The 15,161-nt window shown below is 44.2% G+C and carries 15 protein-coding genes and 1 tRNA gene; 11 read left to right on the top strand and 5 right to left on the bottom strand.

Annotated elements, in window-relative coordinates; translation table 11 throughout:
• Together C7Y66_RS03885 and C7Y66_RS03880 are read right to left on the bottom strand one after the other, a co-directional pair.
• Complete coding sequence (locus C7Y66_RS03885) at positions 1 to 204, bottom strand: hypothetical protein (RefSeq protein ID WP_015153146.1); 204 nt, start codon at positions 202 to 204, stop codon at positions 1 to 3.
• On the bottom strand, positions 201 to 470 hold the full coding sequence (locus tag C7Y66_RS03880; RefSeq protein WP_106166664.1) for a hypothetical protein: 270 nt from the start codon (positions 468 to 470) through the stop codon (positions 201 to 203). Before C7Y66_RS03880 ends, C7Y66_RS03885 begins: the two co-directional genes overlap by 4 nt.
• A 26-nt stretch (positions 471 to 496) precedes the next feature.
• Here C7Y66_RS03880 and C7Y66_RS03875 point away from each other — a divergent pair, with 26 nt between their 5' ends.
• The 3 genes from C7Y66_RS03875 (at position 497) to C7Y66_RS03865 (ending at position 3,779) form a co-directional block, all read left to right on the top strand.
• A complete protein-coding gene (locus C7Y66_RS03875; RefSeq protein WP_106544542.1) occupies positions 497 to 2,407 on the top strand; it encodes an acetate--CoA ligase family protein in 1,911 nt (636 codons plus the stop codon).
• Positions 2,408 to 2,624: 217 nt separating this feature from the next.
• Positions 2,625 to 3,479: an SDR family oxidoreductase gene (locus C7Y66_RS03870; RefSeq protein WP_106544541.1), complete on the top strand. Its 855-nt coding sequence runs from the start codon at positions 2,625 to 2,627 to the stop codon at positions 3,477 to 3,479.
• A gap of 27 nt (positions 3,480 to 3,506) precedes the next feature.
• Positions 3,507 to 3,779: a hypothetical protein gene (locus tag C7Y66_RS03865; RefSeq protein ID WP_106544540.1), complete on the top strand. Its 273-nt coding sequence runs from the start codon at positions 3,507 to 3,509 to the stop codon at positions 3,777 to 3,779.
• On the opposite strand, the gene C7Y66_RS03860 is transcribed toward C7Y66_RS03865, so the two are convergent.
• Positions 3,776 to 4,828 carry a lipopolysaccharide assembly protein LapB gene (locus C7Y66_RS03860; protein ID WP_199197234.1) on the bottom strand — a complete coding sequence of 351 codons (1,053 nt, stop codon included), beginning with the start codon at positions 4,826 to 4,828 and terminating at the stop codon, positions 3,776 to 3,778. The two genes, C7Y66_RS03865 and C7Y66_RS03860, sit on opposite strands and share 4 nt — an antisense overlap.
• A 357-nt stretch (positions 4,829 to 5,185) precedes the next feature.
• Here C7Y66_RS03860 and C7Y66_RS03855 point away from each other — a divergent pair, with 357 nt between their 5' ends.
• From C7Y66_RS03855 to C7Y66_RS03825, 7 genes are all read left to right on the top strand, one after another.
• Positions 5,186 to 5,779: a chromophore lyase CpcT/CpeT gene (locus C7Y66_RS03855; protein ID WP_015153142.1), complete on the top strand. Its 594-nt coding sequence runs from the start codon at positions 5,186 to 5,188 to the stop codon at positions 5,777 to 5,779.
• 176 nt (positions 5,780 to 5,955) lie between these two features.
• A tRNA-Cys gene (locus tag C7Y66_RS03850) sits at positions 5,956 to 6,027 on the top strand.
• A 439-nt stretch (positions 6,028 to 6,466) separates the two neighbouring features.
• The gene (locus C7Y66_RS03845) at positions 6,467 to 6,988 is read left to right on the top strand and encodes a GIY-YIG nuclease family protein (RefSeq protein WP_106544539.1); all 522 of its coding nucleotides are present in this window, start codon (positions 6,467 to 6,469) and stop codon (positions 6,986 to 6,988) included.
• A 73-nt stretch (positions 6,989 to 7,061) separates the two neighbouring features.
• Entirely contained in the window at positions 7,062 to 8,456 is a 1,395-nt protein-coding gene (locus C7Y66_RS03840; protein ID WP_106544538.1) for a carotenoid oxygenase family protein, read from the top strand.
• A 412-nt stretch (positions 8,457 to 8,868) separates the two neighbouring features.
• Complete coding sequence (locus C7Y66_RS03835; protein ID WP_106544537.1) at positions 8,869 to 9,360, top strand: orange carotenoid protein N-terminal domain-containing protein; 492 nt, start codon at positions 8,869 to 8,871, stop codon at positions 9,358 to 9,360.
• An 81-nt stretch (positions 9,361 to 9,441) separates the two neighbouring features.
• Complete coding sequence (locus C7Y66_RS03830; RefSeq protein WP_106544536.1) at positions 9,442 to 9,993, top strand: orange carotenoid protein N-terminal domain-containing protein; 552 nt, start codon at positions 9,442 to 9,444, stop codon at positions 9,991 to 9,993.
• Positions 9,994 to 10,117: 124 nt separating this feature from the next.
• Complete coding sequence (locus C7Y66_RS03825) at positions 10,118 to 11,410, top strand: phosphatidylserine/phosphatidylglycerophosphate/cardiolipin synthase family protein (RefSeq protein ID WP_106544535.1); 1,293 nt, start codon at positions 10,118 to 10,120, stop codon at positions 11,408 to 11,410.
• A 23-nt stretch (positions 11,411 to 11,433) separates the two neighbouring features.
• Here C7Y66_RS03825 and C7Y66_RS03820 read toward each other — a convergent pair whose 3' ends face one another.
• Positions 11,434 to 11,919 carry a DUF4383 domain-containing protein gene (locus C7Y66_RS03820; protein WP_015153128.1) on the bottom strand — a complete coding sequence of 162 codons (486 nt, stop codon included), beginning with the start codon at positions 11,917 to 11,919 and terminating at the stop codon, positions 11,434 to 11,436.
• Between the two features lie 415 nt (positions 11,920 to 12,334).
• Between C7Y66_RS03820 and C7Y66_RS03815 the strand changes: the two genes are divergently transcribed.
• Positions 12,335 to 14,263, top strand: a complete 1,929-nt coding sequence (locus C7Y66_RS03815; RefSeq protein WP_199197233.1) for a serine/threonine-protein kinase — start codon at positions 12,335 to 12,337, stop codon at positions 14,261 to 14,263.
• Between the two features lie 89 nt (positions 14,264 to 14,352).
• Here the strand turns inward: C7Y66_RS03815 and C7Y66_RS03810 are convergent, their stop codons facing one another.
• Positions 14,353 to 14,862, bottom strand: a complete 510-nt coding sequence (locus C7Y66_RS03810; protein WP_106544533.1) for a hypothetical protein — start codon at positions 14,860 to 14,862, stop codon at positions 14,353 to 14,355.
• Positions 14,863 to 15,161 lie beyond the last annotated feature (299 nt).

The following is a 15,161-nucleotide window of genomic DNA, read 5'->3' as shown; positions in this document are numbered from 1 at the left end:
TTAATTGCGATCGCACCGAGCGACTAAATCGCTGAGAAAAGAGCGTGCTTGTGCCAGAGAAAGATGTCGAGGCTTACCATTAAAGACAATTTGGTACTCTTTTTCATTCGCACCGTCACCGTAGCCGGAAATCAATTTGCGGTGAAAAGCTTCCTCCGCCAGATATCGGACTTCGTTTCTTAGATCGGTTACTGTACCTTTCATATGTCAACGATTCCAAACAATTTATTTATTCTTTTAGTTATATAAAATTTCTGCTTGCCCTCACACCTTTCCAAAGTTGTATTTTTCGCTACCGTATTATCTGCTATAAATGGCAAGTGGGAATATACCAATCGGATGATACTGTGGTTATTTGTCATTGGTGATTGGTGATTGGTAATTGGTAGTTGGTAGTTGGTAGTTAGTAGTTGGTAGCTGGTAGTTGGTAGTTGGTAGTTGCTTCCCTGCTCGCTGCTCTCTTGCTTCACTGATAACTGAAAAAAGGAGGATAAAAATGGTAATAGATACAAGTACTGATGTCGTGCGCGTTAATGCTAGAAAGACCGATATTTTCGATCTATTCAACTTCAAACATTACATTGGCTCTAATCCCGAGCTAAATACGGCAGCATGTACTTTTGACTTTGCTTTGACGGGATATCAAGAGCCGCTATCAATAGAAAATTACGTAGAAAAAATTAGCGATCGCTATCCCCACTTGCGCGAGGAAAAATACGAATCTCACGCTCATTTGTTTGCACGAACATTATCAGAAGTTAGCAAACTAGATATGGGTTTGCACTTCCACTGTTGGAACGTAAAACCGTTAGAACGAGGGGCAAGAATTAGCGTTCAGTCGCTCCATACTAGAACGACGCGATCGGTCATTTACTTCGTCTGGGATTGGTTTGAAGCTATGACATTAGACGAAGAAATTGCCTTTGAAGAACAGATGCGTAATCTACAAAATATCTTTCGTCGGTCTGTTTATGGTGGTCCTACCGTCTACTCACTCTTGCGCAAAGCTAACGAAAAAGGTATTCCTGCTTTTTATTTGTGGGATGAAGGACTGATGCAATACGGCTACGGTCGCAAGCAAGTGCGTGGCATAGCAACCACATTTGACGGCGACAGCCATATAGACTCGGACTTTACCACCCGTAAAGATGACTGTAAAGCTTTTCTAGCCACCCTTGGCTTTCCAGTTCCAGGCGGAGAAATCGTCACTAGTCGCGAGGGAGCTTTAGATGCAGCCGAGGATATTGGCTATCCCGTCGCCATCAAGCCTGTTGTCGGTCATAAAGGGATTGGCGTAACCGCCGATGTCAGAGACTCTGAGGAGCTAAGAGCTGCTTTTAATCGCGCTGTCAAAGCAGTTCCAGAAGAACAGCCAATTCGGATCATTGTCGAAAAAAGTATTTCTGGTGCTGATTTCCGCTTGCTGTGCGTCAACGGTCGATTTGTCGCGGCAACAGAACGCCGTCCCGCTTCAGTAGTTGGGGATGGATATTCAACAATTTCAGAACTGATCGATCGCGAAAACCGTTCTGATGCACGTAGAGACACGCCAACTTCTGCCATGAGTAAAATCCAGCTCGATGAAGCAATGGATATGTATTTGGAGGAGCAAGGCTTATCTCTTGACAGCGTTATTAAAGAGGGACGGAGAGTGTATTTGCGTAAAGTTGCCAACCTTTCCTCTGGTGGTGTAAGTATTGATGCCACACCTACAGTTCATCCTGATAATATGATTCTGGCGCAAGATGTCGCCCAGCATTTTCGCCTCACTTGTTTGGGAATCGATGTCATTTCTGAAGATTTGGCAAAATCTTGGAAAGATAGCAGCTTTAGCATTCTCGAAATTAATGCTGCGCCTGGGATTTTTATGCACCTTAACCCCGCCGTAGGCGAGAGCGTTGACGTACCTGAAAAGATTTTAGAAACCTTTTTTGACGGAGGAACTGAAGCGAGGATACCGATAGTTACCTTTAACCGAATTAGAGTGGCGGAACTACAAACAACTATCGACCAAATTTTATCTCACCACCCCGATTGGGTGATTGGTGCTGCGTGTCGAGATGGCGTTTATATCAATCGTGCCGAAAAGATTTTGCATCGAGATTACAATACAAACGTTCAAAATTTGTTGCGCAATCCCAAACTCGATCTATTAATAGTTGAGTATGAAGAAGATGTTTTAGCAACTCAAGGAATGTTTTATTACGGCAGTAATATGGTTGTTTTAGATAATCCCACAGGAATTGAAATGATGTTGGCGCGAGATGTTTTTGAGGATTCTACTATAATCATCAAGCAGGGAGATCGTGTTTCAATTCGCCGTCAGGGATTACTCGAACAATATACTTTGGGTGTAGATGAACCATTTAGCCGAGTGTATTTGAAGGAAATTCCGACAATTTTGTAGTCGACCGCTGATGCTAATTTACTTTTTGACTGCGAAGAAGATCCCCTAAACCCCTTAAAAAGGGGGCAATAGTTTCCTCCCTTAAAAAGGAAAGTTGGGAGACTATTATGAGACCGTGTAGAGACGTTACATGTAACGTCTCTACACGGGAAACATTCACAAATCAATGTGGATTGCTATATGCTGGAAGCGATCGTCTGCTGATTCGGAAGCATAAATGAAATCTATCGTCATTACAGGAGTTTCTACAGGGATTGGGTTTGGTGCAGCAAAAGAATTTGTGACTCATGGCTATCACGTATTTGGTAGCGTGCGACGAGAAGCCGATGCTACCAGGCTACAAGCTGACTTAGGGGATAATTTCACGCCGCTGATTTTTGATATTACTGATATAGACGCTGTACGATCTGCGGCTTGCCAAGTAGAAAAAATTCTTGGCGATCGCAATTTGAGTGGATTAATCAATAATGCAGGAATGGCTACGAGTGGTACTTTAATGCATCAACCACTCGAAGAAATTCGGTTGCAGCTTGAAGTTAATGTTGTCAGTCAAATTGCCGTAACTCAAGCTTTTTTACCTTTATTGGGAGCCAGAGCAAATCACAATGACAAACAATCGGGTAGAATTATTAATATCAGTTCTGTGTTGGGAAAATTAGCCGTTCCTTTTCTTGGTGCTTATGTTGGTAGCAAACACGCCTTTGAAGGAATTTCCCATAGCTTACGCCGAGAATTACAATTATATGGTATAGACGTAATTATTATTGCGCCTGGAGCAGTTAGCACGGCAATTTGGGATAAAGAATCAGCCCAAGATGTTAGCAAATATCTGACTACTGATTATGCGGAATCAGTAACGACTTTTCAAAAGCATTTCGTCCAACAAGGCAAAAAAGGTTATCCTCCAGAGGTTTTTGGTAAATTTATTCGCAAAGTTTTTGAAACTCCCAAACCGAAAACTAAATATGCGATCGTCCCTAATCTTTTACTAGATTGGATAATTCCTACCGCTTTACCCGCTCGATGGCTAGATAGAATCATTGGCAAAAAAATAGGTTTGTTTCAGAAATAAAGTTCATTCAAGTATTAAGTCTTAGCCATGACAATATCATCACACCAAGTTGCGATCGCAGACAGAATATCCCAGCGCGATCTTCATTTGCGCCTACTCTTCAAGAAGCCGCTTTGCGTCTTTGCACGCCAGTTGCTACAACGGGGGAAACCCCACGCCAGTCGCACGGCAGTCGCTACAACGGGGGGAACCCCCGCAACGCGCTGCCTCCTCAACGGGGGAAACCCCCGCACGGCGCTGGCTCCGCAACGCACTGGCTCGTCTTTGCGCGATCCAAAATCCTACTTTGTAAAACTTTAATTAGTCCGTTGTCGATTAATTTGTTGAATCTGTTGGGTAAAGTAATCTTGTTGATATTTCAACTGTTGTGCCAGTTCTAAACCTTGTTGAAATGCAGTTAAAGCTCGATCGTAATTACCGCGAGCAAGATTAATTTGCCCAATTTGGTCGTAAGTATTCATCATGCCATAAAAATTAGCGGCAAGGCGATCGCTTTCCAAAAGAATCTGACTAGTTTGCAAAGCAGCATCAACTTGTTGTTGAGAGCGATAAAGTCGAACCATTTGACGTAGTGCATTGCTAGCTTGGGCATATTGTTGCAATTCCCAGGCAGTAGTATAAGCTTGTTGATAAGTAGTAAAAGCTTGTTTCAACTGCCCAATTGCTTCATAGTTTGCACCAATATCTAACTGTAAAGCAGGTAATAAATCGTTTTGTTGTTGTTCCTGGTAGATTACTCCTAACCTTTTTTGAACTGCTAGTGCTTGCTGGTATTGTCTGGCTTGTTCGTAGATATAATTCAACTGTTGTAAGTAATTAATCACCTCTAGGCGATCGCCCCGCTGGGTGGCATTTTGTAATAGTTGTTCGTATGCAGCTGCGGCTGGAGGGTAGTTAAACCAGCTCAGATGTAATTCGGCGATCGTTCTTAGAGTAGTTTCTACTGCAACGGCATCTTTCTGTTGACGATGAATAGCCAAAATCCTCTCATAAACCGCGATCGCGCTTTTTGGTTCGCGCACCTGTTGGAACGCTATCCCTAAACTATTCAATACTTCTAAGTTAGGTGAAATGAAGACTTGAGATTGCTGCCGATCTTCCTTTTTCTGTTTATCTGGTGGTAAAACTTGAATTTGCTGCCCAATTTCCTGCAATCTCCGCGTAATTGCATTCAACTCTAAACGGCGGTTTTCTTGCCAAGCAATCTCTCCTACTCTCCCCAAAGCTGGAATTTCTTCCGTAATCCCCAAAAATCTTCTCAGCCTTAGCTCTCGACTCCAAATCGCAAATGCTTTTTCCGTATTCCCTGCGGCGAAGCTGGCAGTTGCTTGCTGGTTTAATTTATCCAATGCAGCTCTGAGTCTTAGCTTTTCTGAAGTCGATAGGGGACGGATAAGTTGAGGTAGTAGCGGATCTGGAGTCGTAATCTCTAGAGGATTATAGAATTCTTGCTCTTGTTGCTCTGGTTCTGGTTAACGATTCTGCGCCAAACTAGGGACGCTACTGCACAACCAGAGAATGCAAAGAATAGGGAGTAGGGACAACAGAGCTGAGGAAGCTGGGGGAGCTGAGGGAGAAAAACCACGCACCACTCTCTTTTCTGGCTCCTGTTTTGACTTTTGACTTCTGACTTTTAACTTTTGAGACATAGGAAGTTTTAAAATACTGGCAATAGTAAGTCGTTGGCTTTCGAGTAATTTCTACTAATGACCCATTCTACGGATATTGAGACACTAGCTCGCTGGATGGCAGCTGATTTTAGCAATCAAGCGCAAGCTTTTGAAAACCCTCCTTTTTTTGCCCATATTCGCGTTTGTATGCGTCCCCTTCCCCTGAATCTATTATCTGGGGTTAGCTTTTACGTAGAACAAGCCTATGATTACATGCTCGGCAACCCATATCGGGTAAGAGTCTTAAAGTTATTGCAGGCAGGCGATCGCATTGAAATTGAAAATTACACCATTAAGCAAGAAGAAGAATTTCACGGTGCATCCCGCGATCTAAAACGTCTGCAAGCATTATCAAGCGATCGCCTGGAAAAGCTACCAGGATGTAACATGATTGTCCAATGGGTAGACAATGGCTTCAAAGGTACAGTTGAACCAGGTAAGTGCTGTATGGTCGTGCGTAAAGGTAAAACTACCTATCTCGACAGCGAATTTGAAATTGATGGCGATAAATTTATCAGTCGCGATCGCGGACGCGACCCCGAAACTGACGAACACGTATGGGGTTCAGTGGCGGGACCATTTTACTTTGTTCGCTGGCACAGCTATGCTGATGAGGTAAAAATTTCCTGAATTCAAAATTGCGTCAAAAGTTGCGTAAGGCTCGATCCTTACGGTAAGGTAGACGAGGTTGATGCGGCGGCTCTTGCTTGCCCGACTGAGATCTCGTCACTTTCTGGCACAATACCAAACCACCAGTAGATCCAAAGTTCTAAAAAGTGATATAATATATTGCCTGCGAAGATGTCGGCGACATAGCCAAGTGGTAAGGCAGAGGTCTGCAAAACCTTTATCCCCCGGTTCAAATCCGGGTGTCGCCTTAAGGAGTCCAGCTCACAAAAGCGTTCTATAGGTTCAGTCTACTAGGACGCTAGTACTATTTTTTAAGTTTGGGTTACTTGAGGTTAAAAGACGATCGACGCAAATAGACTATCACTCCATCCACACAGAGCTTAAGCGTACCTGCCCGCTAGGAAATAGGTTGGATTCCTCCTGCATCAGTCCCCTTCAGAGCTACCCTTACAGGATAGGAAGCAAAGCCTACGCCCTGCCAGCCGTGGGATGTGGCGTATGCAACGCCAGATGCTATAAGTGGGGAAACCCCGCCAACGCACTAGCTTCTTTTTAGTGCAGTCTTAAAAAGCATAGTAACACTAGGTAAAAATATGAGATAGTACTTCTAGGTGGAGGTACTTCAGTAGAGGGGTAGAGGGGCAGGGGAGCTATTACCAATTACCAATTACCAATTACCAATTATCAATGACCCCTCTCACAGATTTAGAAGCAATTCCATATATCGATACAGACGGTCAATTACCAGCACAGTACCAAGGTAAAGTAGGAGTCTATGCAATTTTTGACTCGGACAAGGTACTGCAATATATCGGGTATTCTCGCGATGTTTATCTCAGTTTGCAACAGCATCTCGTCCGCCAACCGCAAAAGTGTTATTGGCTGAAAATACAAACCATCGACCGTCCCAGTCGGTCAGTCTTGGAAAATATTCGCCAGGAGTGGATTGAGGAAAATGGATCGGTTCCCCCTGGAAATGGTGCTGATGAAACTATATGGACTCAACCAATTGATGCTAAATTATCGCTGACACCTGAAGAACAAAAAAGTTTAGCAGATGGTGATGAATTGGCTCAAATAAAAATTTTAAAAACTGCGGCAAGACGAGTTGAAGCAGAAATTTCATCCCAATTACAAACTCGCGGTTTGCAAATGCAATTACGGTTTAATCCTAAGCTCAAAGAACAGGGATTATTAGACTTGAAGTAATTGCTCGCATAGCCGATCGCCGCGATCGCGCCTATATTGAAAAAAGTGCGATGGCGTATACAGAATAGGCAGAATGGAAACAACAACAGCAGTTAATCCCTTTCTTGAGGGTAACTTTGCGCCCGTGCGTGAAGAGATGACTTCCGATCCGCTTAAGGTGATTGGCGAACTCCCTACCGATTTATCAGGGATGTTCGTGCGCAATGGTCCCAATCCTCAGTGGACGCCCATCGGACAGTATCACTGGTTTGATGGAGATGGGATGTTGCACGGAGTCCAAATTCGTCAAGGCAAAGCTAGCTATCGCAACCGCTACGTCAGAACGCGAGGCTTTGAAATTGAGCAAAAAGCAGGTAAAGCCGTGTGGAGTGGCTTATTGGAACCACCTCAACCTGACAGCAACGGCTACAAGAACGCTGCGAATACTGCCTTGGTATGGCACGCAGGGCAACTTCTAGCCACTTGGGAAGGAGGTGCGCCCCACGCGATCGAGGTTTCCCAGTTAGAGACGAAGGGCGAGTATACCTATAACGGTAAGTTAGCTTCTGCTTTTACTGCCCATCCTAAAGTCGATCCAGTGACGGGCGAGATGATGTTTTTTGGTTACTCGTTTGCTCCGCCGTTTGTCAAATACAGTATTGTTTCTCCACAAGGCGAGTTATTGCGCACGATACCGATAGAATTGCCGATGGGGGTGATGATGCACGACTTTGCCATCACTGCCAATTACACGATATTTATGGATCTGCCGATGACTTTTAACCCCGCACGGATGCAGCGTGGCGAACTTGGGTTAATGTTTGAACGCGATCGCCCCAGCCGTTTTGGTATTCTCCCCCATCATGGCGACAGTGACAGTATTCGTTGGTTTGAATCTCCTTCCTGCTATGTCTTCCATACCCTCAATGCTTACGAGGAGGGAGACGAAGTAGTGCTAATTGCCTGTCGCATGAGTTCTACTAATGTCTTTGTGACGCAGCCAGAACAGCGCGATCCTGATGGCGATATTCCCCGTTTGCATAGTTGGCGGTTCAATCTTAGCACCGGAACCGTGCGGGAGGAAATGCTAGATGACGTATCAGGAGAGTTTCCCCGCGTTAACGAAAATTTGTTAGGGCGCAAAACCCGCTATGGTTATGTAGGAAAAATGGCTCCTACACCTCTACCTTTGTTTGACGGTTCGATCAAATACGACTTTCAAGCAGGTTATTCTCAAACCTACGAGTACGGTAAAGGACGTTACGGTGGTGAGGCTGTGTTTGTTCCTCGTCCTGATGCGACTATAGAGGATGATGGGTGGTTAGTTACCTACGTCTACGATACTGATGCAGGAACTTCTGAATTATTGGTGCTAAATGCCCAAGATTTGAGTAGCGATCCTGTGGCGCGGGTATTAATTCCTCAGCGCGTACCTTATGGCTTTCACGGAACTTGGGTATCTCAACAGCAGTTGGATGCTTCCGTATAGTAGGGCAAATCCAAGATAGATCTCGGTTAGGAATGACAAGATCTTGCCGATCTCCCAGCCCCCTTAAAAAGGGGGTTTTGTCCCGACACTTCTCGGTTAAAATTCGATCCCCCCTAGCCCCCCTTAATAGGGGGGGTTGGGGGGATCTCCAAGGGCTATGTAATCTAACCGAGAAGTATTGGGTTTTGTCCTCTCTTGTATAAAATCATCCTGCCTTCAAAAAGGAGTTGGGAAGAGATCGACTGCCTAACTCTCGATAGATTTGATTTTTCCTCTGCCTGTAGTCAGGTTTTCTACTTCTATCTTCAGTAGGTTTAAGCAAGTTAAAAATCTTTGTTACTGTGCAAAAGGTTAGTCATAATCTGCTAACAGCAAAGATAAGTTTAGCCGAAGAAGTTTAGAAGGAGTTAATATGACATTTACTCAAAGCAACGACCAGAATCTCAGTCAACTTGTTGCTTCAATTCAAAAATTAAATGTAGACGATCAATTAGCTTTGTTCTACTTCATTTACAAGAAAATGGGTGATTCTATCACCCCAGCCGCCCCAGGAGCTAGCACTGCATCTGCCGATATAGCCGAAGGTTTATTTAACCAAATTAAAGAAAAGTCTCACGAAGAACAACTACAATTCCAACGGGACTTAATTAATAAGGCTGATAACGAGTACACGCGGATGTATGGCTCAATGAGCGATACGACTAAACTACTGTTTTGGTATCGTCTGGCTCAAGGAATGGATAGCAATGTCATCAGCCCTATGCCTCCAAACTACGAGCTTTCCAGTGAGTCAAAAGAGATATTAAACCAGCTCGAAGGGATAGAGTTCGAGCAACAAATTACTCTATTTCGCGACTATGTATCGCCGATGGGCGCTGAACCTAAGCAAGGTGCAGAAGTATAGAGATAAGGGGGCGCGAAATTTCGCGCCTCAAAAGATTCTGGAACGAAATTACAAATCAAAAATAACAGCAAAGAGGTAAACATGGCATCTACAAATGTTAACGATCTCAAGCCACTAGCAAAACAATTTACGAGCTTAGATATCGACGATCAGCTAGGAGTAATGGCTTTAATCTACAAAGAAATTTCTGGTTCGATCCCAGCAGATAGTTTACCAACAAGCTCTAGTGATGTTCAAAGCATCGTCGGAAGCGTGCAAAAAATGTCTTCTGAGGAGCAAATAAATGCTCTACGCGATTTGTTGCCAGCCAACAAAACAGACCAAAACGAAACTATGCTCGATCCTAATCCTGCTAAGGCACTGCCTGAATTGCTCCAAGGTAAATCAGAAGTTCCTACAGGGGAATATGGCAAGCTAAATCCTGAATCTAAGTTGGCAGTTTGGTATCTTTTTGCACAAAAACTAGGAAATGGAATCGTTGCCATTCCCAGCGATTACAGCCCTTCAGCGGAAGCGATGCAAGTCTTCAATTCCCTCAAATCTATGGGACAAGAGCAAATGGCTAATTTCGTAGTCAAAGGTATGGAAGAGTTGAGTTCCAACATCACAGAACCGCCCAAGAATGCGGAATAAGCGATCGCTCAAATCAGATACAGCTAGATAATCTTCATTGCTACCAGGCTAAGTCTGATAGCATTTTTTTATACTCGATTAGGATTGCGTTTATCCACAACAAATGACCAATGACCAATGACCAATGACCCAACTTTTCCCGCTATTATGGTGGATTGGTGGTGGCTGTTTAACCGCCATTATCGGTGTCTTCGTAATTCTATATTTTCGAGGCACATTTCGCGATCGCATTGAGTACAAAGTTCAAAATGTTCCCGCACCTCAAGATGCACGCTTTTCCCTCGCCCTAGCTAGCTTATCTAACTCTGTCATTACCAGCGGGCGCTCGACAGATTTTTGGCTGGAAGCAGAAGAAATCAATGCTGCACGACTAGAAGCCGTCCGTAGCGCCAAACATACGATTCACTTCGAGACATTTTTCATGACTCCCGGGTACAGGGCGAACGATTTCGCCGCCGCGATCGCCGAAAAAGCGCAGGCAGGTGTTAATGTACAAGTCATTGTCGATAAGTATGGGGTCAAAACTTTACCGCAGCGTTACTGGAGACGACTGAAAGCTGCTGGAGTCGAAGTCAGGTTCTTCAATGATTTTAACTGGCGATCGCCCATTGATTATTTTGCCCGCAGTCACCGCAAGCTATTAATTATTGATGGCGAATTTGCCTTAATTGGTGGTGCAGGTGTCTCCGACTATTGGGATGGCAGAGATAATATTCGAGGAACTCATCCTTGGTACGACTTTGAAACGCGGCTAGAAGGCGAAGTTGTCGCCGTGTTAGAAGGTATGTTCATGCAACACTGGACTTACGTGCATGGTACTGCTGACTTATCGACTACAGTTTCCCATCTGGGAGCGTCGAGCAACCCGACAATTCTCGTCACCGCAGGCGACGATCCTTCCTATCGTTCTGCATCAGTTAAAGCTTTATTTCAAGTTAGCATTCATGCTGCCAGACAGCAGGTTTGGATTGCTAGCCCCTATTTTCTTGCCGATAAAAATATCCGCATTGCGCTAGTTGATGCCAAAAAACGGGGGGTTGATGTCAAAATATTCACGAATGGAATTCGCTCAGACAAAAGATTTGTCTATTTTGCTTCCTGCGAACAATATCGCGACCTACTCGCTGCGGGCATAGAAATTTATGAATATCAACCCAGTATGATGCACGCTAAGGCATTGTTATTAGATAGTTGTTGGCTCAGTACTGGCAGTGCTAATTTCGACCCGCGTAGTTTTTTTCATAATGACGAGTTAGATATTTCTACTTCTGATATTTGCTTAGTCAAGCACGTTGAAAAAATATTTTTACAAGGATTTGCTAAATCCAAACAAGTCAGTTTCAGGGAATGGAAAAAACGCCCTTTATGGCAAAGGGCGTTAGCTAAAATTGTTCTCTTTTTTGAATCGCAATTGTAGAAATACAAAATTTTGTGTCTCTACTAAATATTTCGTGCTACTCCAACATCATTGACTTTTGCAGGTAAAATAATGCCGTAATATAAAGCAGCAACTGCTGTTAAACCGTTCAGCAAAACGTTGCCACCAAAAATTGGCATCAACCCAAATACTGTGTTGGTCGCAGGAATGACTCCTAAAAGAGCAATTAAGATGTAGGAAACGGCAAAAAAGCGGTTAAATACCCGCGCACTACTTGCACTGGTATAGGAAGCAATCCCAAAAATTCCTACAGCACAATGGACTAAATTGTGTAAGAAATTGGTAGGAAATGCCCCAAATAAATAGCCAAATCCGGCAGAATAAGCTCCTGTTGCAACATCTGGTGGAACGTATGAGGCGTTGGTTCCAGGTAGGTGAACGAAAGCTGGAATAAAGCCAGCAATACCGAGAATTAAAAAAGTAATTCCAAGAACTAGAGCGCAATAACGCTCTGCCATGTTCATTTTGTCCATTTTCATGGCATCCATATTCGCTATTTCTCCCGTCACTAAGTACAAATTCTTGTTGTTAAAAAAGTCAACCCCTATATTCTCTAATTCAACTTATATAACTGCGATCGCACTCTATCCAAAGATAGGGATGGGAAAATTCGGAATTCGGAATTCGGAATTCGGAATTCAGAGATAACGTTAAAAATATTTTTAATGTCGCAATTATAATGTCTGCAAAAAGGAAGACGATCTTCTGGTGACTATCGAGGTAACTCTTTTGGCATGAACAAAACACACAGTTTTAAATTCCTGCGCCAAAACCCATAATTCGTTCTACAGTCAAATCTAAATTAGGGAAGAATTGGGAAATGATGCGATCGCTGCCTGTAAAACTCGTAAAACTGATAACTGACTAATGTAAAATCTATAAAGCCTGCATCCACAGCTGATTGTGCCTTATCAGCCTAGCGTTACTCTCTGTATCAATCCTAGTGACCCCCAGCATCCACACGTCCAAGCAGGGGGAAACAAGTTTTGTACGACTTGCGGCGCGGCGATCGCGTTGCGAGAGCGTTATATTCCACTCAAAAAATTAGGAACGGGTGGATTTTCTGTAATTTACAGCATTTGGGATCTGCAAACTCAGACCGAACGGGTGTTGAAGATTTTGCTAGAAAATGGCGCTAAAGCAAGACAATTATTTCAGCAGGAAGCGGCAATTTTAACCAGCCTCAACCATCCTGGGGTTCCTAGAGTCGAGCCAGACGGCTATTTTCACATACCCGCCAGCAATTCCAAGCGGGATCTATTTTGTCTGGTCATGGAAAAAATCGATGGTCAAACTTTAGAGGCTATCCTCGACAAGTACGACCGAGGTTGTCCAGAAGAAATGGTTCGAGATTGGTTCGGACAAGCTTTAGAAATTTTACAGGTATTGCATAGTAGGCAGATCATCCACCGCGACCTGAAACCCTCAAATTTAATGCTACGTCAAGAAACAAATCGACTAGTATTGATCGATTTTGGTGGAGCCAAAAAAAGGCGATCGCGTCAGCATTCCGTGTCAGCCGCAGAAAGCTCAACTCGTCTCTATTCCCCTGGCTACAGCCCTCCAGAACAATCTTCGGGACGGGATGTGGAACCAGCCGCCGATTTCTATGCTTTGGGTAGAACGACAATTGAATTACTCACTGGTCAGCCTCCCTCTGAGTTGGAAGATCCCGTAACCAAAGAGCTGAGTTGGAGACACTTAGTCCAAGTTAGCTCATCATTTGCCGATCTCCTAGATGAATTAGTGCAGGAAGATGCCCGCCTGCGTCCAACTAGTGCTACAGCGATCGAACAAAGGTTATTACAAAATCCGCCGATCGAAACGCAACCATCTGTATATCAAGCGATTCATCAACTGAGTTTGAATGGCTGGAAGCGATCGCAACTCATAGCTACCTACTTAACTCACCGCTTAGCGCAAATTAGCAAACAGCGATCGCCCCAACTTGTGAATCAAATGCATCAGATTGCTGCGCGAACGACGAATTTGTTCGCTGAAACAATTAGGAAGCAATCGCCGCCATCAACCTTTCAAACTCACAATACTGCCCCCCAGGGATCGCATACTCTACGACAAGCAACTCAGCGCAGACTATCGACAAGCCGCTTTGCGTCTATACCATTTGTTACCAAGATCGGTAGAAGCCTAACAAATATAACTCGTTCTCTATGGCAATTGACTACCCAAGTAGGACACGCTGGAATAGATACTATCCGAGCAATTGTGTGGAGCGCGATCGCGGCTGTTGTTGGAACTAGTATCGGCTTTATCTTTGGTTATTTTTCTCCCCTGGGAATCGCAGTCAATAGCTTTCTAGTAGAATACCTACCCCAACTGATGACAGACTCTCAAATTGCCACAGAAGCAGAATCGATCGTGTTTGCCTCTGCGGGGTTATTTACAGCGTTGGGATTGACCGCACTAGGAGTTTTTGACCAACGACGGCGCTATTTCATCTCTGCTTTGCTAGGTGCTAGTGGTTATGTTTTGGGCTGGTTGTGTTGGACTTTAATTACGCCTTACATGGGAATTTGGAGCTTGCCTGCAACTGTTTGCGTGGCGATCGCCTTTCTCGTCTCTGGCTTGGGTTTGCGCCGTCATCGCTTTTTTCATGCCACCGTTGCTGCTGTTAGTACGGCGATCGTGTTTACTATTCTCGTTCGGCTCAATCTTTTCCCAGCCCTAATTTTTCATCTTAGCCCGCAACCAAGTTGGTTTGAGCTTCAGTTGTATGCTACCTTTTTTGGCGCGATCGCCGCGATCTCTAGTTGCTGTCTGGGGATTAGCCACTACATCCTTATTCCTTGCTGGCGTTGGTTGCAGCGCTAAAAAAAGCAAGAGGCAGAATCTGAAAAAGATTTCTTCTGTCTCCTGCCCTTTACAATTGCATATCTAGACGCAAGCCTTACCGCACGCTGCTATTGCTGGCATTCACGAAATTCTCTCGAACCTCCTCCAGTTGGTTCTGGAATTTGATTGGACTCGCAAAATATTCCAGCTCTATCGGTGTTAGAGCCGGAAGTTGAGGTTTGCGATTCAGGGGTAGACGTATCGCTAGCATCGGGGCTAGTCGTAGCATCAGGACTTGTGGTTTCGGGCGTACCTGCATCAGGAGTTACGTCAGGCGTAGTCGTTCCCTCTGGACTCGTACCTGGCGCGGGGCTAGTTGCATCGGGTGTAGTTGCATCGGGTGTAGTTGCATCGGGTGTAGTTGCATCGGGTACAGTCGTATCCGGTGTAGTCGTTCCTTCTGGGCTTGTACCAGGCTCAATCCCTGCGGGTGGAGTTGTTTGACTATCGGGAGTCGTAGGTACTTCCTGGGTTTGAGCTTGTAATAGGACTGAGGATTGTGGCTTTGCTTGAGCTGAGAAACCGCCTACGAGCAATAGGGCGAGAACAGAACCACCTGTCAAAAACTGTTTGAGCATATTTTACTGTCTCCTTTGCTTTAGCTGTCGTGCTAGAAATCTAGAAATTCATAGCTCAGCTTGGCATTTCTGAGTTTATTGCCACCTGTACCATAATGTAGATTTGGTATTTTTGGCTACCGATGTAGTCGATACAAATATTTCTGTCATAAAAATTACTTTTTACGATCGAAGTCTATTTTTCAACTACAACAAGCAACGAACTTTGGTATAAAAAATCACTTAAATTTGCTCGCAGATAAAGTGACATAAGTAATAACTAGCCAACTAAATAAAGGTATTATGGTTATTTATAAAAA

It is taken from the genome of Chroococcidiopsis sp. CCALA 051 (assembly GCF_003015105.1).
GTDB classification, from domain to species: domain Bacteria; phylum Cyanobacteriota; class Cyanobacteriia; order Cyanobacteriales; family Chroococcidiopsidaceae; genus Chroococcidiopsis; species Chroococcidiopsis thermalis.
The sequence above is the reverse complement of the archived record's forward strand: the minus strand, read 5'-3'. Positions and strand labels throughout refer to the sequence as shown.

Bases quoted from the DNA above. Each gene is read 5' to 3' on its own strand.
- C7Y66_RS03885 (WP_015153146.1), bottom strand. From the start codon at position 204: ATGAAAGGTACAGTAACCGATCTAAGAAACGAAGTCCGATATCTGGCG.
- C7Y66_RS03875 (WP_106544542.1), top strand. From the start codon at position 497: ATGGTAATAGATACAAGTACTGATGTCGTGCGCGTTAATGCTAGAAAG.
- C7Y66_RS03870 (WP_106544541.1), top strand. From the start codon at position 2,625: ATGAAATCTATCGTCATTACAGGAGTTTCTACAGGGATTGGGTTTGGT.
- C7Y66_RS03865 (WP_106544540.1), top strand. From the start codon at position 3,507: ATGACAATATCATCACACCAAGTTGCGATCGCAGACAGAATATCCCAG.
- C7Y66_RS03855 (WP_015153142.1), top strand. From the start codon at position 5,186: ATGACCCATTCTACGGATATTGAGACACTAGCTCGCTGGATGGCAGCT.
- C7Y66_RS03845 (WP_106544539.1), top strand. From the start codon at position 6,467: ATGACCCCTCTCACAGATTTAGAAGCAATTCCATATATCGATACAGAC.
- C7Y66_RS03840 (WP_106544538.1), top strand. From the start codon at position 7,062: ATGGAAACAACAACAGCAGTTAATCCCTTTCTTGAGGGTAACTTTGCG.
- C7Y66_RS03835 (WP_106544537.1), top strand. From the start codon at position 8,869: ATGACATTTACTCAAAGCAACGACCAGAATCTCAGTCAACTTGTTGCT.
- C7Y66_RS03830 (WP_106544536.1), top strand. From the start codon at position 9,442: ATGGCATCTACAAATGTTAACGATCTCAAGCCACTAGCAAAACAATTT.
- C7Y66_RS03825 (WP_106544535.1), top strand. From the start codon at position 10,118: ATGACCCAACTTTTCCCGCTATTATGGTGGATTGGTGGTGGCTGTTTA.
- C7Y66_RS03820 (WP_015153128.1), bottom strand. From the start codon at position 11,919: ATGGATGCCATGAAAATGGACAAAATGAACATGGCAGAGCGTTATTGC.
- C7Y66_RS03810 (WP_106544533.1), bottom strand. From the start codon at position 14,862: ATGCTCAAACAGTTTTTGACAGGTGGTTCTGTTCTCGCCCTATTGCTC.